27 protein-coding genes are annotated in these 19,941 nt (G+C 34.4%); 14 read left to right on the top strand and 13 right to left on the bottom strand.

The features are described from left to right. Positions 1–9 precede the first annotated feature (9 nt). The 9 genes from LF886_RS11845 to LF886_RS11805 form a co-directional block, all read right to left on the bottom strand. Positions 10–747: a hypothetical protein gene (locus LF886_RS11845; protein ID WP_236854268.1), complete on the bottom strand. Its 738-nt coding sequence runs from the start codon at positions 745–747 to the stop codon at positions 10–12. After that, positions 744–1,280, bottom strand: a complete 537-nt coding sequence (locus LF886_RS11840; RefSeq protein ID WP_236854267.1) for a PH domain-containing protein — start codon at positions 1,278–1,280, stop codon at positions 744–746. The genes LF886_RS11845 and LF886_RS11840 overlap by 4 nt, the downstream gene beginning before the upstream one ends. 64 nt (positions 1,281–1,344) lie before the next feature. Further along, positions 1,345–1,992 carry a GNAT family N-acetyltransferase gene (locus LF886_RS11835; protein WP_236854266.1) on the bottom strand — a complete coding sequence of 216 codons (648 nt, stop codon included), beginning with the start codon at positions 1,990–1,992 and terminating at the stop codon, positions 1,345–1,347. A gap of 17 nt (positions 1,993–2,009) precedes the next feature. Next, the gene (locus tag LF886_RS11830) at positions 2,010–2,855 is read right to left on the bottom strand and encodes a PH domain-containing protein (RefSeq protein ID WP_236854265.1); all 846 of its coding nucleotides are present in this window, start codon (positions 2,853–2,855) and stop codon (positions 2,010–2,012) included. A gap of 11 nt (positions 2,856–2,866) precedes the next feature. Then, positions 2,867–3,190 (bottom strand): SHOCT domain-containing protein, encoded by a 324-nt coding sequence (locus LF886_RS11825; protein WP_236854264.1) that lies wholly within the window; start codon positions 3,188–3,190, stop codon positions 2,867–2,869. Next, positions 3,175–3,729 (bottom strand): hypothetical protein, encoded by a 555-nt coding sequence (locus LF886_RS11820; protein WP_236854263.1) that lies wholly within the window; start codon positions 3,727–3,729, stop codon positions 3,175–3,177. The genes LF886_RS11825 and LF886_RS11820 overlap by 16 nt, the downstream gene beginning before the upstream one ends. 193 nt (positions 3,730–3,922) lie before the next feature. Beyond that, on the bottom strand, positions 3,923–5,275 hold the full coding sequence (gene hisS, locus LF886_RS11815) for a histidine--tRNA ligase (RefSeq protein ID WP_236854262.1): 1,353 nt from the start codon (positions 5,273–5,275) through the stop codon (positions 3,923–3,925). 124 nt (positions 5,276–5,399) lie between these two features. Then, on the bottom strand, positions 5,400–5,855 hold the full coding sequence (locus tag LF886_RS11810) for an HRDC domain-containing protein (RefSeq protein WP_236854261.1): 456 nt from the start codon (positions 5,853–5,855) through the stop codon (positions 5,400–5,402). 14 nt (positions 5,856–5,869) lie between these two features. Continuing rightward, positions 5,870–6,202: a single-stranded DNA-binding protein gene (locus LF886_RS11805; protein ID WP_236854260.1), complete on the bottom strand. Its 333-nt coding sequence runs from the start codon at positions 6,200–6,202 to the stop codon at positions 5,870–5,872. Between the two features lie 347 nt (positions 6,203–6,549). On the opposite strand from LF886_RS11805, the gene LF886_RS11800 reads away from it, so the two are divergent. The 4 genes from LF886_RS11800 to LF886_RS11785 all read left to right on the top strand — a co-directional run bounded on the left by LF886_RS11800 (position 6,550) and on the right by LF886_RS11785 (position 10,095). Beyond that, a complete protein-coding gene (locus LF886_RS11800) occupies positions 6,550–6,930 on the top strand; it encodes a helix-turn-helix transcriptional regulator (protein WP_236854259.1) in 381 nt (126 codons plus the stop codon). A gap of 187 nt (positions 6,931–7,117) precedes the next feature. Continuing rightward, positions 7,118–7,993, top strand: a complete 876-nt coding sequence (locus LF886_RS11795) for an AraC family transcriptional regulator (RefSeq protein ID WP_236854258.1) — start codon at positions 7,118–7,120, stop codon at positions 7,991–7,993. A 67-nt stretch (positions 7,994–8,060) separates the two neighbouring features. Then, entirely contained in the window at positions 8,061–9,227 is a 1,167-nt protein-coding gene (locus tag LF886_RS11790; protein WP_236854257.1) for an iron-containing alcohol dehydrogenase, read from the top strand. 148 nt (positions 9,228–9,375) lie between these two features. After that, entirely contained in the window at positions 9,376–10,095 is a 720-nt protein-coding gene (locus tag LF886_RS11785; protein ID WP_236854256.1) for a polysaccharide lyase family 7 protein, read from the top strand. Between the two features lie 60 nt (positions 10,096–10,155). Here LF886_RS11785 and LF886_RS11780 read toward each other — a convergent pair whose 3' ends face one another. The 3 genes from LF886_RS11780 to LF886_RS11770 all read right to left on the bottom strand — a co-directional run bounded on the left by LF886_RS11780 (position 10,156) and on the right by LF886_RS11770 (position 13,324). After that, on the bottom strand, positions 10,156–11,433 hold the full coding sequence (locus LF886_RS11780) for a hypothetical protein (protein WP_236854255.1): 1,278 nt from the start codon (positions 11,431–11,433) through the stop codon (positions 10,156–10,158). 8 nt (positions 11,434–11,441) lie between these two features. Beyond that, a complete protein-coding gene (locus tag LF886_RS11775; RefSeq protein WP_236854254.1) occupies positions 11,442–12,005 on the bottom strand; it encodes a hypothetical protein in 564 nt (187 codons plus the stop codon). A gap of 428 nt (positions 12,006–12,433) precedes the next feature. After that, positions 12,434–13,324, bottom strand: coding sequence for a helix-turn-helix domain-containing protein (locus LF886_RS11770; protein ID WP_236854253.1), 891 nt, complete (start codon positions 13,322–13,324; stop codon positions 12,434–12,436). Between the two features lie 416 nt (positions 13,325–13,740). Here LF886_RS11770 and LF886_RS11765 point away from each other — a divergent pair, with 416 nt between their 5' ends. Further along, a complete protein-coding gene (locus LF886_RS11765; RefSeq protein WP_236854252.1) occupies positions 13,741–13,986 on the top strand; it encodes a hypothetical protein in 246 nt (81 codons plus the stop codon). Between the two features lie 67 nt (positions 13,987–14,053). Then, complete coding sequence (locus tag LF886_RS11760; protein ID WP_236854251.1) at positions 14,054–14,206, top strand: polysaccharide lyase family 7 protein; 153 nt, start codon at positions 14,054–14,056, stop codon at positions 14,204–14,206. Positions 14,207–14,327: 121 nt separating this feature from the next. Here LF886_RS11760 and LF886_RS11755 read toward each other — a convergent pair whose 3' ends face one another. Then, positions 14,328–14,654 (bottom strand): hypothetical protein, encoded by a 327-nt coding sequence (locus LF886_RS11755; protein WP_236854250.1) that lies wholly within the window; start codon positions 14,652–14,654, stop codon positions 14,328–14,330. A gap of 164 nt (positions 14,655–14,818) precedes the next feature. Here LF886_RS11755 and LF886_RS11750 point away from each other — a divergent pair, with 164 nt between their 5' ends. The 8 genes from LF886_RS11750 to LF886_RS11715 all read left to right on the top strand — a co-directional run bounded on the left by LF886_RS11750 (position 14,819) and on the right by LF886_RS11715 (position 19,937). Further along, positions 14,819–15,724, top strand: a complete 906-nt coding sequence (locus LF886_RS11750) for an arginase family protein (protein WP_236854249.1) — start codon at positions 14,819–14,821, stop codon at positions 15,722–15,724. Next, positions 15,725–16,327 carry an HPP family protein gene (locus LF886_RS11745; RefSeq protein ID WP_236854248.1) on the top strand — a complete coding sequence of 201 codons (603 nt, stop codon included), beginning with the start codon at positions 15,725–15,727 and terminating at the stop codon, positions 16,325–16,327. 3 nt (positions 16,328–16,330) lie between these two features. Next, on the top strand, positions 16,331–16,675 hold the full coding sequence (locus LF886_RS11740; RefSeq protein WP_103233509.1) for a hypothetical protein: 345 nt from the start codon (positions 16,331–16,333) through the stop codon (positions 16,673–16,675). A gap of 27 nt (positions 16,676–16,702) precedes the next feature. Beyond that, positions 16,703–17,608: a TIGR01777 family oxidoreductase gene (locus LF886_RS11735; RefSeq protein ID WP_236854247.1), complete on the top strand. Its 906-nt coding sequence runs from the start codon at positions 16,703–16,705 to the stop codon at positions 17,606–17,608. A 55-nt stretch (positions 17,609–17,663) separates the two neighbouring features. Next, the gene (gene nudK / locus LF886_RS11730; RefSeq protein ID WP_236854246.1) at positions 17,664–18,245 is read left to right on the top strand and encodes a GDP-mannose pyrophosphatase NudK; all 582 of its coding nucleotides are present in this window, start codon (positions 17,664–17,666) and stop codon (positions 18,243–18,245) included. A gap of 89 nt (positions 18,246–18,334) precedes the next feature. After that, the gene (locus tag LF886_RS11725) at positions 18,335–18,709 is read left to right on the top strand and encodes a hypothetical protein (protein WP_202980633.1); all 375 of its coding nucleotides are present in this window, start codon (positions 18,335–18,337) and stop codon (positions 18,707–18,709) included. Between the two features lie 65 nt (positions 18,710–18,774). Beyond that, positions 18,775–19,233 (top strand): DUF2750 domain-containing protein, encoded by a 459-nt coding sequence (locus LF886_RS11720; protein ID WP_236854245.1) that lies wholly within the window; start codon positions 18,775–18,777, stop codon positions 19,231–19,233. Between the two features lie 35 nt (positions 19,234–19,268). After that, positions 19,269–19,937 (top strand): DUF2306 domain-containing protein, encoded by a 669-nt coding sequence (locus LF886_RS11715; RefSeq protein ID WP_236854244.1) that lies wholly within the window; start codon positions 19,269–19,271, stop codon positions 19,935–19,937. Positions 19,938–19,941 lie beyond the last annotated feature (4 nt).

Genomic DNA, 19,941 nt, shown 5'->3' with positions numbered 1-19,941 from the left:
AAAATAGTTTTAGTTTCCCTGAATAATATAATTTTTTTCTATTAATTTTCTTTCAGGTTGATTAGAATCCTCCGGCTGAAACCATACTTCAATCCTGCTTCCGTAATAATCGCCCCAATCTCCTTCTTTCACTGTAAAATCCTTCTCATCACTCGAAAACTCTTTCAGCTCATCATTGGGATTAAAGACATTTCTGATGGATTGTTTTTTAATTTCTTTTTCAGAAAGAATCCTATTGGTATTGAAATCATACACTTTTAAATATACCTTCCCTTTTTCTATTTTATTCAGGAAAACATCGTATTTATAAGATCCCGGCTGTAAGTAATCATAAATAAGTACATCGGGCTGGGTAACCTCAACCAGTTCTTTCTCATCTGAAAACAGTTTTAAAGGCATTGAAAACTTTGCATTCTTTGGATTCTTGATATCATTGTTGTAAGCTTTATAAGGACTTTTAGGCGGACAAAAAGCAAATAAGCCACCAATGATAAAAAACATCATAAAGCTAAGAAGGCATTGCCAAAGACCATTTTTAAATTCATCTTTTTTGAACATTCTCGAAATCCCCAAGACAAAGCTTATAAAAGCGATCAAAAATGGTACAGCAGAGAAAAAATTCCATGTAAAACTACTGATGGGCAAAATGAGAATAAGCAGCCAACAGATAATTCCAACAAATAAGGCGATGAAAGAGGTAAAATACCATCTCCAGTTTAATGCTCTAAAAACAACTTCTTTTATCATAACTTCTCCATTAATTTTTTCTTCTGAACATTGAATTCTTCTTCACTCAAAACTCCGCTTTCTTTTAACCTTCCCAATTGTTCGAGCTGGTCCAAAACACTGGGTTCAGATTTTTGCTGAGTGTATTCTTCAGGAGGGGACATAAAATCTCTTACCTTTTCACAAAAAAGTTCTGCATGGTACTTTCCTACTCCATCAATTTCCACGATGTCATCTGTAACCTGAATATATATAGAGGCCAGCAATAATGAAGTTTCATACTGTATTGAACTGATTTTACTGTAAGAAAAATCTTCTACCTTCAATCCATACATGAATTCTTTATCCACAAAGATCACTCTTCTGTCTGTAGCTACTAAAATAATATGATGATTGTTTATTTTATTTCTGCCCTCAACGAGATAGACAATTTTTTCCTCTTTTGAGACGATATCCGGCAATTCCCGGATCTCTTTTCTGGCAAATATGGTAGGACTGATATCCAGCTTTTCAAGTTCTTCTCTTATTTCGTCAAGTCTTGATTTTTCACTCATAGTGTTAGTTTATGGGTCTAAATTACTATTTATTAGTAATAAAAGTTTTAATTCAATAAAAATATTAAATTTTTGAAGGGATCACTACAGAAGTGTGCAGGCAGTACATCTTCCAGCCTAAAGTTTCATACAATCGTTTTCCTTCTTCTGTTGCTACTAAAAGATTATTTGTAACTCTTTTAGACAAAGCTATCTTCTCCAATTCTTTTAATAAAAAAGTAGCGAGTCCTTTCCTTTGATGATTTATTTCGGTAACAATCCTGTCATAAACAGCAACATTATCTATCAAAGAGACACGCCCAATTGAGGCCTGCTCACCATTCTCAGCTACAATTCTTACCACAAAAGTTGTATTGTACTCAGAAAATTCTAAGTGATATCCTTCTGCAAGACTGATTTCGGGGAATGTCATCTGATGAAAACAAGTCATCAAATATCCTTGTGCCTGTAATTGCCATCTTTCAGGAATTTTTCCCATCAATTCATCAGGGGAAGTAGATACTTTCAGATGAATCCACGGGACATCAATTGAATGGGCAAGTTGGAAAAAATCGTCATTAAGCTCAGGAAATACAAAACGTTCTTTTTGTTTTTCATCTCCTACAATCACTTTGAATCCGGATTTATATTGAACAGGAAAAGATACTTCTCTTGATAAGCACCATCCCTTAAGCCAACTTTCTACTATTTCTGCAGATACTTTGTCCTTCATGATTTGACATTAGAAGTTTATTTTAATTGCTCCAATAGCTTCTTTTTCTGTTCAGCAAATTCGGTATCTGTTAAGATTCCGTTTTCTCTCAGTTTTCCTAGTTTTTCAAGCTGGTTAAGAATCTCTTCTGATGAAGCGCCTTTATTGACAACATTATCAATTCGCTTTGAAGATGTTTCCTGAGGATTATTATAAATTGATTTTATCTTATCGTAGAAGTTTTCTGCATCATCTTTATCCATAAAACATTCAAACTCTACTATTCTTTCATCAAGATGTAATTTAATGATTGGAGATCTCGGATCCGTTACAAAACTTACGCTTTTGATGGCTTCATTAGAATAATCATTGATCGTTGCTGCTCCAAACATTGCTTTTGAAACAGAGATCATTCTTTTGGAAGTCGCCACCAGTATTCCTGCAGCCAGTGTATTGACAAACTGGGCATCTGTAATTGCTGTTATTTGTTCATCTTCTGAAATCAGAAAGGGAAGTTCTTTGATTTCTCCTTTGGTAAATATAGAGAGGTTGGCATTCAGCTTTTCAAGTTCATATTTTATTTTCTGCTGTCTCCTTTTGTAAACCTCTTTTGAAATTTGACGAGATCCTGAATCTATAGCTGCAGGCAGGTTTTGTTCTGGAGTTACCAATGTCTGAACGGGCTCTGCTATTTCAACATTCAGCATTTTATGAATATCATCAATGCTGAATTTATTAAGATTGTACAGCAATTCTTCATTAATATTGCTTGATTTGTTCAAACACTTATTGCATAAAACATTGCCATCTGAAAGCTTATTAGCTCCCAAGAGCGTATCCATAGATGTTAATTCTGCGTTACACAATGCACAATTATTACTCATTTCTTCTTCTTTTATAATTTATCCAACAGTTTTTTCTTTTGTTCTGCAAACTCTGTATCTGTCAAGATTCCACTTTCTCTGAGCTTACCAAATTTTTCCAATTGTTCAAGAATAGTTCCTGAATCTTCCTTATTCGTACTGTATACATTTTCCTGCACCAAATCCGGAATCGTTTGAGAAAATGCATGTAATGGGCTTGGATCCGGTCTGAATTCGTTTTCGGAATAGTTCATGCTTTTACTTTTGACATTTGAAAATGCTCTTCCGTCATTTTTATTGTGCAATTTAAACTGTGTAGAACCTCCATAGGTATTGATCTTTAGTATTGAATACAAAAGGTTTTCAATATGCTCAATGGAAGAAATATCCTGAATTTGAAATTCATTCTTAACAACTCCTCCCAGAAATTTTTATCAATAAAGGCAACTCTTTTCTGGGTTGAAAATATAATCCCTTCTCTGTTGCTTTGAAGGTCTATGCCTTCCGCAATGGCCAACAGTCTTTCATCTCTGTCCAGAACAGTAGGTAGTTCTTTAACCTCTTCATTCGCCAGAACACTTAGTCTTGCGTTAAGAGCTACAATCTGATCTTTGATTTCATCCAGTCTGGTAGGTGCATCATATTCATAACGACTGCCAGCTGTATATTGAGATCCTCCCTGGCTCTGGTCTGCATCAATTTTACTTTTCAAAATCATTCCTGTAATTTCTGCAAAATAAAACTGATCGAGATTATTGATGAGGTCTCTGTTGATATTAACTGCTTTCGTAAAGCATCCGGCACATAGGTAACCGCCATCTGCAAGTTTATTTTTACCTACGAGCATATCTGTTGCTGTAAGTGGTGTTCCACACAATGCGCAAATAGTGTTCATTTGGTTTTTATGTTTAAAAGTTTTTTAGTGAATACAGAGCTTATTTTTAACTCTGTTTTAATAATATCGATCCAAATTACAAATTCTAAACCAATTTTAAAGATCAAAAATATTTAAATCTTAGCATCCATCAAATAAATCAACCACAAAAATAGCTTTTGTGGTTGATTTATTTTTTAATATGTGTATCGTATTATTGCCCTAAGAATTCCTCTAAAGAAACCGTTTTCTTTTCTCCGGCTTCAAGATCTTTAAAAGTAACGGTGTTATTTTTAAGTTCTTCTTCACCCAAGAAAACCACTTTCTTTATTCCTTTCTTTTCTGCGTACGTAAATTGCTTATTGATTTTGGCATTTTCAGGATATAATTCCGCTGAGATTCCTTTTGCTCTTAGCTGCATGATCAGTTTCAAAGCTTCTGTTGTTTCCTCGTCTCCAGAATTAGCAAACAGGTATTCTATTTTAGAAGATGCTTCTTCAGGGAAAAGATTCAATTCTTCCATGACCAGATAAATTCTGTCTAATCCGAATGAAATTCCTATTCCCGGAATGTTTTTCACTCCAAAAACCTCTGTAAGATTATCATATCTCCCTCCACCACCGATGGATCCCATAGCAACTTCATCTGCTTTCACTTCAAAGATAGCTCCTGTATAATAATCCAGTCCTCTTGCCAACGTAATATTGAATATAAGGTTTTGCATATCCACACCAAGGTTCAGAGACTGTGTAAGAACATATTCAAGTTCTTCTACTCCTTTCAGACCGATTTCATTTCCTGCAAATTTTTCTTTCAGCTGAAGAAGGTTTTCCAGTGCATCGTCTGACTGACTGAATAGGAAATCCAGTTTATCAATAGATTCCTGAGCAATTTCTCTTTCCAATAGTTCTTTTACAACTCCTTCTTTTCCGATCTTATCCAGTTTATCTAATGCTACCGTAAAGTCAATCAGTTTATCTGTGATTCCTGCATATTCTGCCAACCCGGAAAGAATCTTTCTGTTGTTCATATGAATAGTTACCGGAACTTTCAGATCTGCAAAAGATTTCAGATACAACTGAACCAGCTCTACTTCCTGCAATAAGCTCTCACTTCCTACAACATCTGCATCACATTGATAAAACTCTCTGTATCTTCCCTTCTGAGGTCTGTCAGCTCTCCAAACCGGCTGAATCTGAGAACGTTTGAATGGGAATGTCAACTTTCCATGATTCATAGCCACAAATCTTGCAAAGGGTACTGTAAGATCATATCGAAGAGCTTTCTCTGAAATTTGAGAAGTAAGCTTCTGATGGTTTTTATTATCCCAGTCTTCCTGATTGACTTCAGAAGTATAATCTCCCGAATTTAAAATCTTAAAAATCAAACGGTCACCTTCTTCTCCGTACTTTCCCGTCAATGTAGACAGATTTTCAAAGCTTGGTGTTTCCAATGGCTGAAACCCGAATAATTCAAAATTATTTTGTAAAATATTGATGATATATTTTCTTCTGGAAACTTCCTGTGCTGTAAAATCTCTCGTCCCTTTTGCTAAACTTGGCTTCATTTGTTGTATGTCATTTTGATAAGCACAAAAGTACGGAATTACAAGGAATTTTACACAGTATAAAAAGCTGGAGAAGCAATCTTCTCCAGCTCGCAAAGTTAACAAGATCATTTATTCCGAAAAATCATACACTTTCAAGGATTTCCAATATTTCTTCAGCATAATTTTCAATCTTATGTTTTCCGAAACCTTTGATCTCCAGCAGTTCTTCTTTTTTGGCAGGTTTATACTTGGCTACAGACATCAGCTCTTTGTTACTTGCTATGAAGTAAGTAGGCAAATTTTGTTCTCTCGCTTTCTCCGATCTCCAAAGTTTCAGGGCATTGAGAATTTGTTCTTCATCGGGATTCAGGAAATCATTATCCGCAGAGTATTTAACCACCTTTGGCTCTTTCACTGTATTTTTGACTAATTTAAGTTCTTCAAAATACAAGATCACAGACCAATAACATTCATCGTTTACAAAAGCAGTCTCCACTTTTATAATTTCGTTTCTTTCCAGAAAATCATCCAGTATTTTCTGATCTCTGTAGAGTAATTCTTCCGGAAGTCTGATCTTAAAAACTTTTACTTTCATCATTTGTGTTTTTAGAATTATTTTCCTCCTAATAATAAAATCTCATCTACACGAATTTCCGTGATATACCGCTTCACCCCATCTTTATCATCATATGATCTGTAGGTAAGCTTTCCTTCTATGGCAATTTCTTTTCCTTTGGGAACATATTTTTCAAAAATTTCTGCTGTTTTCCCGTATGCAATAAGATTGTGCCATTGCGTTTCTTCTACTTTTTCTCCTTTAGCATTCGTGTAATGATCACTGGTTGCTAAGGATACGCTTGCTTTTACATTTCCATTGTCGAAGTTTACCATTTCAACTTCTTTACCTGTGTAACCAATTAGTGTTACTTTGTTTCTTAGTGACATAACTTTTAGATTTTAAAGATTAATAATTCAGATAAGAGACGTTCACTGTTTTTCTCAAATCTCTGTTGCAAAGATTGCGACGTTATCAAATCACAGTCGGTTGTAAACTATTTAAATCCGTTTGTAGTCGTTTGAAAATGGATAATGAAATAAAATAAATCCTATATAAAATAGGATTTATAAGGATTACAGAGATTAATTTCTATTGTAAAATGAAAAATTTGAAGATAAAAAAACATCTTCTAAAATATTTTTCTTAGTTTAAAAACATTGAAAAATAGATGTATTACAAAGGATTTTTTCTACTTAATTTAATTTTTTTTTGCAAATTTGTAAAAATGTCTGATATGCAAAAAGAAAAACTACGTACAGTAAGAAAAAGTAAAGGTTACACTCAGCAGCAATTGGCTGATGTGATCCCGACTGACGTTTCCAATTATAGCAGAAAAGAAAGCGGTGCTGTATCAATGACACAGACAGAATGGACCAAGATTGCTCATTTTTTAGATGTTCCTGTTGAGGAAATTTACGAAGAAGAGGATGCTAGGATTATTATCGAAAACCCTGTATTTAATGACAGCCCTGGAGCAAACGTTGGCAACAGTAATTTTTCTGCCAACAATATTGGATATATCAGTAATGAATTAAGCATAGAAATCATTAAAAATCTACAGGAATATATCAGTCTACTGAAAGAAGAAATCAATAAACTGAAAAATAAACAGTAAACGATTTTCTTCAACTTATATATAAATCAGGATAGATTATTTTCTATTCTGTTTTTTTTAGCCACGAATGCAGGAATTCTTTTTATTCATGCATTTGTGGTTATTTTATTTTGATTTAAATTATTTTTGCATTCTGTTCCATATTAAAGAATGCACCGTGTGTGTTTTAATATAAAGAAATGAGTTTATGAGGAAGCTAGAAATTAAAAAGAATATTCAGAAGGAAGAAGATAAGAATCTTTCTTTTCGGGTTTTTGATTTGACTAATGAATATTTGAAAGATTATGATCAACCTCACAAGAAAGACCATTTTTTCATTATCGTCATTGAAAAGGGAACACTACAACTTCATATTGAGGATAAAATTCATTTTTTAAAACCCGGAAAAATCTCTGTAGTATTTCCGGAGCAGGTTCATTTTATTTCTGATACAAGCGATGATTTGAAAGGAAAAATCATTCTGTTTGAAGAAATACTGTTCTGTTCGGATATTTTGAAAAACGAACTGAGTACTTATAATGTCAATCTTTCTACACAACTTCATTGTACTGTTTTATCTTCAGAAGATTTCCAGCAGAGTTTATATTCGATATCCATCATTCAAGGAATTTATCAACAGCCAAGTCTCATCAAAAAAGAGCAGGCAAGGTTTCAGATCAAAATTTTTCTGTTAGGTTTAATTGAGTCTGTTCATGGGTTACATCCTATTTTGTACAAAGAAACCGCTGACAAACCTGTTTATGTCCGTTTTAAAAAATTATTGAATGAACATTATAAACAATACAGAACCGTACAATACTATGCTAATGAACTGGCCATTACTCCAAAAAAATTAAATGCTATCACGAAGAAGCATTGTGGAGAAACTGCAATTCAGGCCATTCACAACCGAATTTTAATGGAGATTAAGCGACAATTGATGTTTTCTGATCTTTCTCATAAGGAAATTGCTTTTGACCTTGGTTTTAATTCCCCTTCTGCCCTCAACAAATTTGTAAAAGCAAAATTGAAGGAAACGCCTACTGCTCTTCAGCAGGAATTGGCGCAAATGTATAACACATAATCCTATTTGTATAGCATCGTCCTTTTGGCCTTTTCTAATTTTGTCTCATTAAAATCAAACAAAAAAAATGAGCAAATTATTTATTGCAGGAGAAGTATTTCATGGTGCCGGAAGTCTTTCAGAATTAGCAAATATTAAAGGGCAAAAAGCAGTCATTGTAACAGGAGGAAGCTCTATGAGAAAAAGCGGAACTCTTGATAAAGCGATTGCTTACCTTACAGAAGCAGGAATCGAAACTCAAATTTTCGAAGGTGTAGAGGAAGATCCATCATCAGCGACATGTATGAAAGGAGCTGAAATGATCAAAGCATTTGAGCCGGATTGGATTATCGGATTAGGAGGTTGTTCTGCCATTGATGCTGCTAAAATCATGTGGGTATTTTATGAATATCCCGGTGCTGATTTCGATGCGATGATTAAACCTTTCACGGTTCCGGTTTTAAGAAATAAAGCAAAGTTTATTGCTATTCCTTCTACAAGTGGAACGGGAACCGAAACAACAGGTCTTGCTGTGATTACGGACAGAGAAAAAGGGGTAAAATATCCTATCGTATCTTATGAATTAACACCGGATATTGCTATTGTAGATGGGGAGATTTGCGCTTCAATGCCTGCCCACGTTACTTCAAATACAGGTCTTGATGCATTAACCCATTGTGTAGAGGCTTTTGTTTCTAATATTGATAATAATATTGCAGATGCACTTTCAAAAGGTGGACTTGAGATTGTTTTCAATAACTTAAAGGAAGCGGTAGAAAACCCAACCAATATTACAGCTCGTCAGAATATGCACGATGCTTCTTTTATGGCAGGTCTGGCATTCAATAATGCTTGGTTAGGAATTGTTCACTCATTATCTCACCAGGTTGGAGCTCTATATGGAATTCCTCATGGTGCATCAAATGCTATTTTCCTTCCTAATGTTATCCGTTATAACGCCCAAGCTACAGAACGTTACCCTGATTTAGCCAGAGTAATAGGTAAAGAAACGGCTGAAGATCTTGCTCAGGCAATCGAGGCGTTACGTTCAGAGGTTAACAATCAGTCAGCGATTAAAGAATTCGGAATTTCAAGAGAGGATTGGGATAAAAACATTGACTATATCACAGCCAATGCACTGGCGGATCCTTGTACAGGGTTCAATCCTAGAGTACCTTCTTTAGAGGAGTTAAAGGCCATTTATAATGCTTGTTATGAAGGCCTTGTCTATACTGAGGAATTGGTTTTAGCATAATCTTTAAATTTTAGCATTTAAAAGCAGGAAGTCTCATTGGCTTCCTTTTTTTTGCACAAGAGATCAATAGAAATTAGTCCTTATTTGAAGCTATTATCAAAGAAATTATATACATTCGTATTATATATTTAACAGTAATAAATTTACTATGAAAAACATTTTTAAAATCATAGTACACTGCGGATTATTGTGTCCTATTCTTTTTCATGCACAAAAAACCACTTATACTACAGTCCCTACCACACAGTTTGATCTGAAAGGCTTTAATCTTCAGCTCCCGATTCAAAAAAACAATTCTATTACCATTATTAAGGGTTCGGAGCTTGCTCAATTTTCGTCAGAAAATTTCTATTATTCAACTGAGGATAAAAGCATTCGTTTTTTTTGTTCTTCAGATGGAAAAACTACTCAGGGCTCTCATTATCCAAGAACGGAATTACGCCAGATAGATGAATGGCATTTTGAAAACAGGCATAATTTGCAGGTTAAAATGGCTGTTCTAAAGCAGCCCAGCACCGGGAAAATCATTATTGGTCAGATCCATGGAAGCTCCAAGGGTACAGAAGCTGTAAAAATATGGTGGAATAATGGGGAAATTCAGGCTGGATTTAAAAAAGAAGTTGAAGGTAAGGAGCAACGTACTACCCTATTGAAAAAAATATCTTTAGGACAGATCTTTGATTATAGTATCCAGCAAAATAATTTGGAGATTCAGGTCACTATTAATCAACAAACTACTACTTTCAATCTTGGAGAAATCTGGAAATCTGAATCTGTATATTTTAAAGCAGGGAATTATCTTCAGGATAATAAAACTCCGGTAACATCTGGAACCGTGGCTATTTACCAAATTAAAGTTAGTCAATAAATTATTCTTTTCATCAAGATTATTGTAAGGAATCTTTGGTCAATTTTTTATTGGGAAAATTTAATTCTTTAATAAAGTTGTAGTCATTTTATTAGATATGATGCAATCCAAATAACATTTTACGACAGAAACATTAAGAACATTCGTGTAAGCTGATACTACTGTACTGTTAAGTGTTGAACTAACTTTTCTACGGTAATAAGTAGTCTGTACAATGCCAGGTGGCGGATCATATAACAGAGCTGTTGCTCCGGATATTGCAGTAAAAGACACATTATTGGGTGAGGATTCCCATTGATAGGCTAAGTTCCCCAATCCTGAGGCTGCTGTAATCTGAATAAATGCTGCAGGATCATCATCTTTTCCAATACACAGAGCTTGATTAGCACTTATCTCTCCACCCGATACAAAATTCACCCGGAGTAAGGCCTCGTTTGAAGTTCCGTTAAATAAACAGGTTCCAAACTTCGACTGAGCTGTTAGTCTGTACCGATTATCATCGAAGTTTGCAGGAATATTATTTATCTGAAGAGAGGGTGTATTAACACCGCTATATATTCCATTATTCTGAAGATTGCCCCAACTACCTGCTGTATTAACCTGCCATTGATATAAAATAGGGATGGGTATTTCATCATTGATCACAATGTTGGCCTGCATATTTGTATTGCCCCCTACAATTACAGTTTTGTCTGTAGGTTGCTGGTTAAAAATTAAATTCTGCAACCTGTAAAATTCTGAAAAAATATTGTAGACCTTAATTTCTGAAAAGGTAAAACCTATTCCAGCAAATTCCCTTGTTTCAATTTCAATTCTGTCCCATTGAGCAGGTGGGATAAACTTCACTAATTTACGGGCAGCATTTCCTCCAAAATCAAAAAAAAATTTACCTCCTATACTTTGACGACTCACAAGGCTACTTCCATTATAGAATACCACATTTGCGTTATTTATACTTGCATTAAAATTAAAACCCTGAGCCTCAATATCTACATATATTGGTTTTTGAGCAGGAAATTTAACCCCATCATCCCGATATGCTGCCAGAAACATACGGCAACTTATTGCTGCGCCGATCCCTACATTTAACCTTCCATAGGAATTTACATTAGGGTCTGCCATCGCAGATGGATTTTCAGCTACCCTTCCAATTCTGGCCCGGCATGTTCCGGGGTTTAGTATAGTTCCTTCGGCACCCCGGTCTGCTCCAAACTTGTTGACATCTAACAGTCTTCCACAGCCTAGTGAGGGAAGCTGAACAATCTCCTGCGCATGTAATGGCAATATGCTTAAGAAAAACAAAAGGACTGCAGTTGAGAATATCTTTTTTTTCATCATTTGAGTATTTATTTGACCACAAAAACAATATTTATATATGAACATGCGGTAGCTACTGCAGTAACATTATATGACATGACCCCACTCGCATTAATTGACACACTAGAAAAAACAGAAGTATCATAGTCCGTAACATAATAGTATAGTTCCGCAGGAGAAGGAAAAAATGGGATCTGGGAAGGAGCACCGGCACTGACTACTCTGGGTGCAGAAAATTGATTTTTATATAGATTATATAAATTGAGAGTTCCTGTTCCTGTAGTTGAGGTATTTACACTAACTGAGGGCATGTAGAAAAATTTAACAATATTTCCGCTTATGCAAATCCAATCAGGACCAGATGGAGTTCCGGTATTCTGACTCAGACATTTTCTATTCAAATCATACACCAGGAGCCCGGTAGCAGGCTGTACTATACTTGAAAGATTGGAAATACGCGGGACCAGGACCCCTTTATTAATGCCAACAATATCCAGGGCAGAACTTGGATGAGGTGTTGCTGTATTAATTCCAACCTGTGAATAGACAGCAGAAAAAGCCATCAGTATCGATAGAAATAATAATTTTTTCATAAGTTTTTTTAGTATGTTATTTTTATATGAAATATTAAAAAAAACAATAATTCATTTGTATAACTTTATAATTATGTGTCAGTTCAATTTCATGTGAATCTAGTGGTCAGAAATTCATTCCAATAACCCTAAGGGTAAAGTCGATTTACCGTTTTAAACAATTGTATAAATACCAATTTGTGTTTTATTTATGTGACAAAGATAATTTCCCTCAATAAATAAAGCATTACCTTAAAATCGCACAATATTACCATATTGGTACATTGTAATTTTCAGTAATTTAATTCATAAAAAAAGCTCTTTTTTTAGAGCTCAAAATGAAATTATTGGAAAAATGAGAATTATGTCCGCTGTCATGAGTAAAGTTCAGCAAACTTGGAAAGAAAAATCTTCAGATGGATTTTTCAGTGATTTAGAAATAATAAGCTTTAGGAAGTAGAATTCCTAAACTCATAAGGAGTCATCCCGGTCTTCTGCTTAAAAAACCTACAAAATGCTGGTGAGCTACTGAAATTTAATTCTTCTGAGATTAATAAAATAGATGAAGCTGTATATGTAAGCCTATTCTTTGCTAATGCAATTAATGAATCATTAATAATATTTTTCGGGGTGCTACCGGTAATATTTTTAATAAGCTTAATTAAATGTTTTGGAGTAACAGAAAGCCCACAGGCATAGAATTTTAAATCACGATTGTGCTGAACATTATTAGAAATCAATAATTTAAAACTCATATAAATATCCATTTCTTTTACCGACAGTTTAAATGGATTATTATCATTTTCGCCGTTTCTAATATTATATATAATTAAAGCTTCGTATAGGTAAGAGAAAAATAATGCTCTTAGAAGGTCCAGATGGGCTTCAGAGCTTATTTCGTATCTTTTGCTCTTCATTATATTATATAACTGAAGCAGATTAATTTTGTTTTCATCATTAACTTTAATAATAGGATAAGCATTATAAGAAAAGTAAGTAAAGAAATCCAAAGTATATTTGCCTGCAATATTTTTAAGAATAAAATCTTTAGTAAAACAGATAGCATGTGCAGTGTAAGAATCGCTGCAAGCAATATCCTGTGCTGTAATTTCCGGTGAAATAGCAAGCATCATACCCTTTTCTATGCGAACAATTTCGCCTTCCCCTATTCTGACATCCATCCAGCCTTCTACCATATGAAAAAGCAAGTAAAAGTTTGTACGTACTTTATGAGGATAGATTTCAAAGCTGGGTTCGCCCTTTGATATAAAGTATTCATTGCTGATCCATTCAGGATCAATCATAGAGGTAATATCTTTAATATTTACACTATATACCATTCTGTAGTTATTTATATATTAATAACTCCCTTTTTATTAATATATAAATTTAGAATAAAATTTATATCGGAATGTTAAATTTTAAAGAATAATATAAAAGCTCTTACCTTGTTTATTATTAACGTTTATTAGGATATTAGCATCATCTAAGCAAACTCTAAATTGAACTGTATTTTGGTAATTAATTACGAATTACTGGTAATAACTTATTGGAAGAGAAGACTTATCTTGCAATAAGAAGAATTACTTAAATTGTATACAGCTATAATAAAACTTTCGCATATCCCAACAAACTATTACGAGGATCAACTTACTCTTTTAGACTTCTATTACTTCGGGATCCGGCCTAGAAAGAATTTATTATTAATTTAAAATATAGTTAGAAATGAATTAATTTTCAGTTAAATAAAAAATATATGACACCATTAGATTATTCAGATCAAAAATATTCAGTTTATATTGAGGTATTCCCTTCAAGTAAAGGAGAAGTTAAAGAAATCATCGATAATTATATTGGAAAAGAAAACTTTATTTTAGAAAAAGACTACGGTTTTGTTTATAGAATGACTGTTCAATCAATCCCAGAAGTTATCCGTGAGCTTGCTGTTCGTAATTATGCTATTTATGGAATAATTCCGGATTATATATTTCAGAGAGAATAATGTAAGCCCGCTAATCATAAATATAATTTTTCGGCTTAAAGAATATTTTGAGAGCTTAAATGTACGAGTGAAAATTAATTTAAAAAACACCACCCTCATACTGGGAGACAGCTGGAAATCAGAATCTGTTTATTTCAAAGCAGGAAATTATTTGCAGGATAACAACCCATCTCCAGTGACTTCGGGGCTGAAAGCCATTTATAATATTAAAGTATTTTAATTTTTTTAATATAAATTCATAGAAAATCACCCGGAAAAATTAAGATATTGGTTTACTTTAAATAGCGAAACTTAAATCTCAATTTTCCGAATGATCATAGTCATTAGCAATCGTTTCTTACCTATTTCTCTACAGATATCGAAGTAAAATAATTAGGAAAATTATTCATAACCAAAGGAATAAGCATTCCCATATATTGTGCTTCAAGCTTAGAGCTTTCTTTATCAGTAAAATAGAACAAAACCTGATCCGAATCTGGCTGATTGTAAACAGCAAATTTTGCTTTATTCTTATAATTGGGTGACTTGTGCGTAAATACCGGTCGGGTTGTGCCTGAAATTGTTTCGTAATCATCGATGTACAACCATGTACTCTCATCACTTTTTAGATAATTCTCTATTTCATTTCTAAGTTTTACAGAATTTTTTGAATGAACTAATAATTTCATTATTTATTTTTTAAATATTTACAGATTGCAATATATATTTCTTTCAAAAGATCTTATTACGGTTTTCCATAAATCAAATAAAAAGTAAGTACAATAAAAACTTTGAAGGCTGAATCCTATCCATTTACAAACGGATAATTCCGTATCTTTGTCAAAATTCATCTATGAAAAGGGACATCAATATTTTTGAGTTTCCTCTCAATTTGGGACTTACAAAAAAGGAACATGAGACAGAACCCGGGGTTCGAAAACTTCCGGATTGGCTCAGGAAATTTGATTTTCATAGTAGAATTGCTCCTAAAAATGTTTTCAGGCTTGAAGCTCCAAAGTATTCTATGGATTTTGATAAGGAGTCAAATGTCAGAAATGCAGACCCTATTATTGAATATGCAAAAAAGCAAGCTGAGTGTATTCTGAATAATTACGAAAAAGATACATTCAATATTATTCTTGGAGGAGATTGCAGCATCCTGATCGGAAATGCAATGGCATTGAAAAAGCTGGGAAATTTCGGACTTTTTTATCTTGACGGACATACAGACTTTATCACGCCGGAACTTTCTGAAACCGGAGGCATCGCAGGAATGGATCTCGCCATCATTACCGGAACAGGCCATGAAAAGCTGACCAATATCAATGGTTTAAAACCATACATATTCGAGGAAAATATTTTCTGCTGTGGAAATGCAGAAACGGATGATGAGGAATACGTCAGCCAGATCGTCAATTCCGATATACATTATTTTGATCTCTATCAGCTTAGAAAGAATGGTTTCCGAAAAACGGCTGATAATTTCCTGAAAATGGTCAATGAAAAAGGGTTGGATGGTTTTTTCATCCATTTTGATGTAGATATTTTGAAAGATGAGGTAATGCCAGCTGTAGACAGCAGAATGGAGGACGGTATCATCTACGAAGATCTCAGAGAAATACTGGAACCTTTATTTCAAAGTTCGTTGTGCTTCGGGATCGAGATTACCATTTTAGATCCTGATTATGATAAAAATGGGATTTATACCCGTCCGTTTGTAGAAAACTTAATTGAAATTATAAAAAATAAAGAAGACTAAATGAAGAAGACAATAAAAAGAACGTTCAGAGTTTCCAAATATGTGATCTATAAAGAAACGCTTGTAGATTACAAAGAACATTTCTGGTCATTTCTGGGTGCATTTTTTGGGATTGGAATCATCGCATTTATCCAATCTCATTCATTAACGGAAACGGAGAATATATTTCTGATTGGTTCTTTTGGAGCTTCAAGTGTTCTTATATATGGAGCCATTCAGAGTCCGCTGGCACAACCCAGAAATCTTATAGGCGGACATGTTCTGTCAGCATTAGTGGGGGTTACAGTCTATAAATTCATCCCAGATATCATCTGGCTTTCGGCTCCTCTGGCAGTGGCTTTTTCTATTGTACTGATGCAGTATACAAAAACCCTGCACCCGCCAGGTGGTGCTACTGCTCTGATTGCGGTAAGTTCTACGGGAAAAATTCCGGAATTAGGATATTGGTATGTCATCTCTCCTGTTCTTTCAGGATGTATTATCCTTCTCATTGTAGCCTTATTTTTTAATAATATTACGCCCAACAGAAGCTATCCTACTCACAGCATGTTTAAAAAGCTGCTGAAGAAAAGACACACCCATGCTCACAAAATAAAAAAATAAATAATGAATTGTCTGGAATGTGGCGAGAAAATAATCGGAAGGTCAGATAAAAAATTCTGCAACGACGCCTGCCGGAATGCCTACAACAATAAGCAGAATAAGGATTCTAGCAATCTGATGCGGAATGTGAACAACAAACTCCGCAAGAACTACCGTATCCTTATGGAAATCAATACCGATGGTAAAACAAAAGTTACGAGAGCCAGACTGGATGGCTTAGGTTTTGATTTTGACTATTTCACCAACCTGAAAGTTTATAAAAACGGTTCTGAATACAAGTTTATTTATGATTACGGCTATAAACTTCTGGAAGAAGACTTTGTGCTGATTGTAAAAAACCAGGCATAAAACCTTACACACCTTAAATAGAATATTATGAAAGAAGTTGTTCTGATCACCGGAGCCAGTGGTATGATCGCCAAAGAACTGGCAAAAAAAATAGGTAAGGAATATGAAATCAGGTTTCTGACCCGAAAAAAGAAGCATGATTATGACTATGAATGGGACATCAGAAAAGGAAGTATGGATGAATCTGCCTTAGATCATGTTTCTCATATTATCCATCTTGCGGGTGCCAATATCTCAGAAAAACGCTGGACAACGGAAAGAAAAAGAGAACTGATCTCCAGCAGAGTTGATTCAGCGGAGTTACTAAGAACTACTTTAAAGAAAAAAAATATAAAGCTCAAATCCTTTATTTCAGCTTCAGGAATCAATTTTTACGGTACCGAAACTTCAGAAAAGATTTATACTGAAACCGATCCGCGGGGCAATGATTTTTTAAGTGAGGTTGTCGTTCTATGGGAAAAAGCAGCTGATGAATTTAAGGAACAAAATCTGGCTGAAAGAGTTGTCAAAATAAGGACTGCTGTCGTACTTTCTGAGAAAGATGGAGCTTTAAAAAAAATGATTCCTCCGATTCAATATTATATCGGCTCACCCTTAGGAAGCGGTAAACAATATATGCCATGGATTCATATCGAGGACATCTGTTCTATCTATGAATTTGTTTTAAAAAATCCAACGGCTGAAGGCGCTTATAATGCGGTTTCGCCACAGCATGCCACCAATCGGGATCTGACAGAAAAAATCGCAAAAGTACTTGAAAAGCCTTTATTTATGCCCAATGTTCAGGGTTTTGTTTTAAAACTGATATTTGGAGAGCTGGCTACCGCTATATTGGAAGGTTCAAGAGCTTCCTCAAAGAAAATTCAGGATGCAGGCTTTCATTTTAAATTTCCCGATCTTACTGAGGCTTTAAAAGATTTATTAAAGAAGTAACCGCACAATAGAACATCATATTCAATTAAAAAAATTTTACACCTATTTATTCCTAATGAAAAATCCTAATATAACCTTATTAAACACAGAAATTCTTTCAGACAACTGGTATACTTTAAATAAAGTTACCTATTCCGTTTCAAAAAAAGACGGAACTACAGAAACCCAGAGCAGAGAAGCGTATGACCGCGGAAATGGGGCTGTTATTCTTCTTTACAACAAAACTTCCAACACGGTTATCTTAACCAGACAATTCCGACTGCCTACTTACATCAACGGAAACTCTACGGGAATGCTTATTGAAGCCTGTGCAGGACTTTTGGACAATGACAATCCGGAAGATTGCATAAAAAGAGAAACAGAAGAAGAAACCGGTTATAAAATTTCCAAAGTTGAAAAGATATTTGAGGCCTATATGTCACCCGGATCTGTGACAGAAATACTCTATTTCTTTATTGCAGAATATTCTCATGAAATGAAAATTAATGATGGTGGTGGATTGGAAGAAGAAGGAGAAAATATAGAAGTTCTGGAATTACCTTTTGAGCAAAGCCTTAGCATGATCGACACCGGAGAAATCAAGGATGCTAAAACAATTATGCTTTTGCAGCACTTACGTATCAAAGGGATATTGTAGGAATGAGATATCAATGATGATCGATACTTAAAAACTGCATATTTAAATAAAATTATTAACTTATAACTCTTATTTTAAACTATTAACAGATGATTGAACATGTGAAGCTTGCCATTAACCCCAAATTTCAGGATTGGGTTCTTTTTGAAAATGGCACTTATATTATTTTTGATGACATCAGTACTATCGAAAATGTAAAAGAGGAAGCATTACAATTAATGAAAGAATTCGGCCCGGTTTCTGCCGGAGGTCCTGCCGGTGATTTCAATGTAATTCATTTAACCCTTACTGAAGGATGGTTGGTGTCCGGGCATGGATATGGTATGTATACGTATGTACATCCTTCCGAACTGGACAATGAATCCCCAAATGATCTTGAAATAGGACTTTACGGTAGATCTAAAAGAGATTCAGATGGTCAAAATCCCCAAATTATTCATATCAACAGCAGTGAAATTTCATAAAATATAAGACTTACCATTCAACAGCCAATTCATCATTCATAACTAATCATTTATAATTAAAAATAATGCTTCAAGACCATATTACGGTTCAGAACCGCCATAAAGACTTTATCAAAAAAATTAGTGAGACAGAAATAGTCTATGCTTTAAAGGATGAAAAAGGATATGCTACCTCCTACTCCAGCGAAATAGAGTATGAAGACGGTAACCCCGTACAGATCATTTGTTTCTGGTCAGATGCTGCAAGAGCAAAATCGTGTATAGAAAACGAGTGGAATCAGTATGAGGCTTCTTCTATTCCCCTGAATGAATTCCTGGAAAACTGGTGCTTAGGAATGAATATTGACGGGCTTATCGTGGGAACCAATTTTGACAATAATATGTTCGGTTATGAAGCAGAGCCTTTAGAACTGATTCTTGATATTATTACAGAACTGAGAAGCACAGGGAAAACTATAGAACTGAGAAAATTTGAAAATATGGAAGATCTGGAAAATCAGATCAGGGAAGTTTTGAAAGATTAGATATTCAATATTTTTAATCAGAAAAGATAAAGTCTTTGGGAATAAAAATCATTAAAGCAACCGGTTTATTTTCAATTCTTATTTTCAGTATTCTGATGCTGAAAACTATTTCGCAGTACACCTCTCTTGACAAAAATATTGGATTTCTGGCTTTTAAGCAGCAGGTAGTAGGCAATCCTTACTGGATGGCTTTTTTCTACATTCATATCTTTTCAATCACACTTTGCCTTTTAGCTGGTCTGACCCAGTTTTCGAGTCGTTTTTTGGTTGAAAACAGAAAGCTTCATAGAATCATTGGTAAAATATATGTTTACAACATTCTTATCATCAATGTTCCGGCATGTTTTGTACTGGGAATTTTTTCCAACGGAGGACTTATCGGAATTACAGGATTTCTGATACAGGATATTCTTTGGGCTTTTTTCACCGTTGCTGCTGTACTTTCTATCAAAAAACAAAATGTCAGCAGGCATAAAACTTATATGATTCTAAGCTATGCAGTAACTACCACAGCCATTACTTTCAGAATCGTTAAAAATCTGTTTTATAATGAAGAGCATCATGATTACCAGCTTTTTTATGGTTTGAATGTCTGGGCAGCTCTTTTTATAAACCTTTTCATTGCTTATTTAGTTCTCAGAAAAAGTGCAGTCTTACCTGGAAAAATCAACAGTGGAGAAGAAAATATAGAGACTGAGAAATGATACC

The organism is Chryseobacterium sp. MEBOG07 (assembly GCF_021869745.1).
Taxonomy (GTDB): Bacteria; Bacteroidota; Bacteroidia; order Flavobacteriales; family Weeksellaceae; genus Chryseobacterium; species Chryseobacterium viscerum.
The sequence above is the reverse complement of the archived record's forward strand: the minus strand, read 5'-3'. Positions and strand labels throughout refer to the sequence as shown.

What these genes read in the sequence shown, in the direction of transcription:
- LF886_RS11845 (WP_236854268.1), bottom strand. Translation starts at nt 747, where the DNA reads ATGATAAAAGAAGTTGTTTTTAGAGCATTAAACTGGAGATGGTATTTT.
- LF886_RS11840 (WP_236854267.1), bottom strand. Translation starts at nt 1,280, where the DNA reads ATGAGTGAAAAATCAAGACTTGACGAAATAAGAGAAGAACTTGAAAAG.
- LF886_RS11835 (WP_236854266.1), bottom strand. Translation starts at nt 1,992, where the DNA reads ATGAAGGACAAAGTATCTGCAGAAATAGTAGAAAGTTGGCTTAAGGGA.
- LF886_RS11830 (WP_236854265.1), bottom strand. Translation starts at nt 2,855, where the DNA reads ATGAGTAATAATTGTGCATTGTGTAACGCAGAATTAACATCTATGGAT.
- LF886_RS11820 (WP_236854263.1), bottom strand. Translation starts at nt 3,729, where the DNA reads ATGAACACTATTTGCGCATTGTGTGGAACACCACTTACAGCAACAGAT.
- hisS (WP_236854262.1), bottom strand. Translation starts at nt 5,275, where the DNA reads ATGAAGCCAAGTTTAGCAAAAGGGACGAGAGATTTTACAGCACAGGAA.
- LF886_RS11810 (WP_236854261.1), bottom strand. Translation starts at nt 5,855, where the DNA reads ATGATGAAAGTAAAAGTTTTTAAGATCAGACTTCCGGAAGAATTACTC.
- LF886_RS11805 (WP_236854260.1), bottom strand. Translation starts at nt 6,202, where the DNA reads ATGTCACTAAGAAACAAAGTAACACTAATTGGTTACACAGGTAAAGAA.
- LF886_RS11800 (WP_236854259.1), top strand. Translation starts at nt 6,550, where the DNA reads ATGCAAAAAGAAAAACTACGTACAGTAAGAAAAAGTAAAGGTTACACT.
- LF886_RS11795 (WP_236854258.1), top strand. Translation starts at nt 7,118, where the DNA reads ATGAGGAAGCTAGAAATTAAAAAGAATATTCAGAAGGAAGAAGATAAG.
- LF886_RS11790 (WP_236854257.1), top strand. Translation starts at nt 8,061, where the DNA reads ATGAGCAAATTATTTATTGCAGGAGAAGTATTTCATGGTGCCGGAAGT.
- LF886_RS11785 (WP_236854256.1), top strand. Translation starts at nt 9,376, where the DNA reads ATGAAAAACATTTTTAAAATCATAGTACACTGCGGATTATTGTGTCCT.
- LF886_RS11780 (WP_236854255.1), bottom strand. Translation starts at nt 11,433, where the DNA reads ATGATGAAAAAAAAGATATTCTCAACTGCAGTCCTTTTGTTTTTCTTA.
- LF886_RS11775 (WP_236854254.1), bottom strand. Translation starts at nt 12,005, where the DNA reads ATGAAAAAATTATTATTTCTATCGATACTGATGGCTTTTTCTGCTGTC.
- LF886_RS11770 (WP_236854253.1), bottom strand. Translation starts at nt 13,324, where the DNA reads ATGGTATATAGTGTAAATATTAAAGATATTACCTCTATGATTGATCCT.
- LF886_RS11765 (WP_236854252.1), top strand. Translation starts at nt 13,741, where the DNA reads ATGACACCATTAGATTATTCAGATCAAAAATATTCAGTTTATATTGAG.
- LF886_RS11755 (WP_236854250.1), bottom strand. Translation starts at nt 14,654, where the DNA reads ATGAAATTATTAGTTCATTCAAAAAATTCTGTAAAACTTAGAAATGAA.
- LF886_RS11750 (WP_236854249.1), top strand. Translation starts at nt 14,819, where the DNA reads ATGAAAAGGGACATCAATATTTTTGAGTTTCCTCTCAATTTGGGACTT.
- LF886_RS11745 (WP_236854248.1), top strand. Translation starts at nt 15,725, where the DNA reads ATGAAGAAGACAATAAAAAGAACGTTCAGAGTTTCCAAATATGTGATC.
- LF886_RS11740 (WP_103233509.1), top strand. Translation starts at nt 16,331, where the DNA reads ATGAATTGTCTGGAATGTGGCGAGAAAATAATCGGAAGGTCAGATAAA.
- LF886_RS11735 (WP_236854247.1), top strand. Translation starts at nt 16,703, where the DNA reads ATGAAAGAAGTTGTTCTGATCACCGGAGCCAGTGGTATGATCGCCAAA.
- nudK (WP_236854246.1), top strand. Translation starts at nt 17,664, where the DNA reads ATGAAAAATCCTAATATAACCTTATTAAACACAGAAATTCTTTCAGAC.
- LF886_RS11725 (WP_202980633.1), top strand. Translation starts at nt 18,335, where the DNA reads ATGATTGAACATGTGAAGCTTGCCATTAACCCCAAATTTCAGGATTGG.
- LF886_RS11720 (WP_236854245.1), top strand. Translation starts at nt 18,775, where the DNA reads ATGCTTCAAGACCATATTACGGTTCAGAACCGCCATAAAGACTTTATC.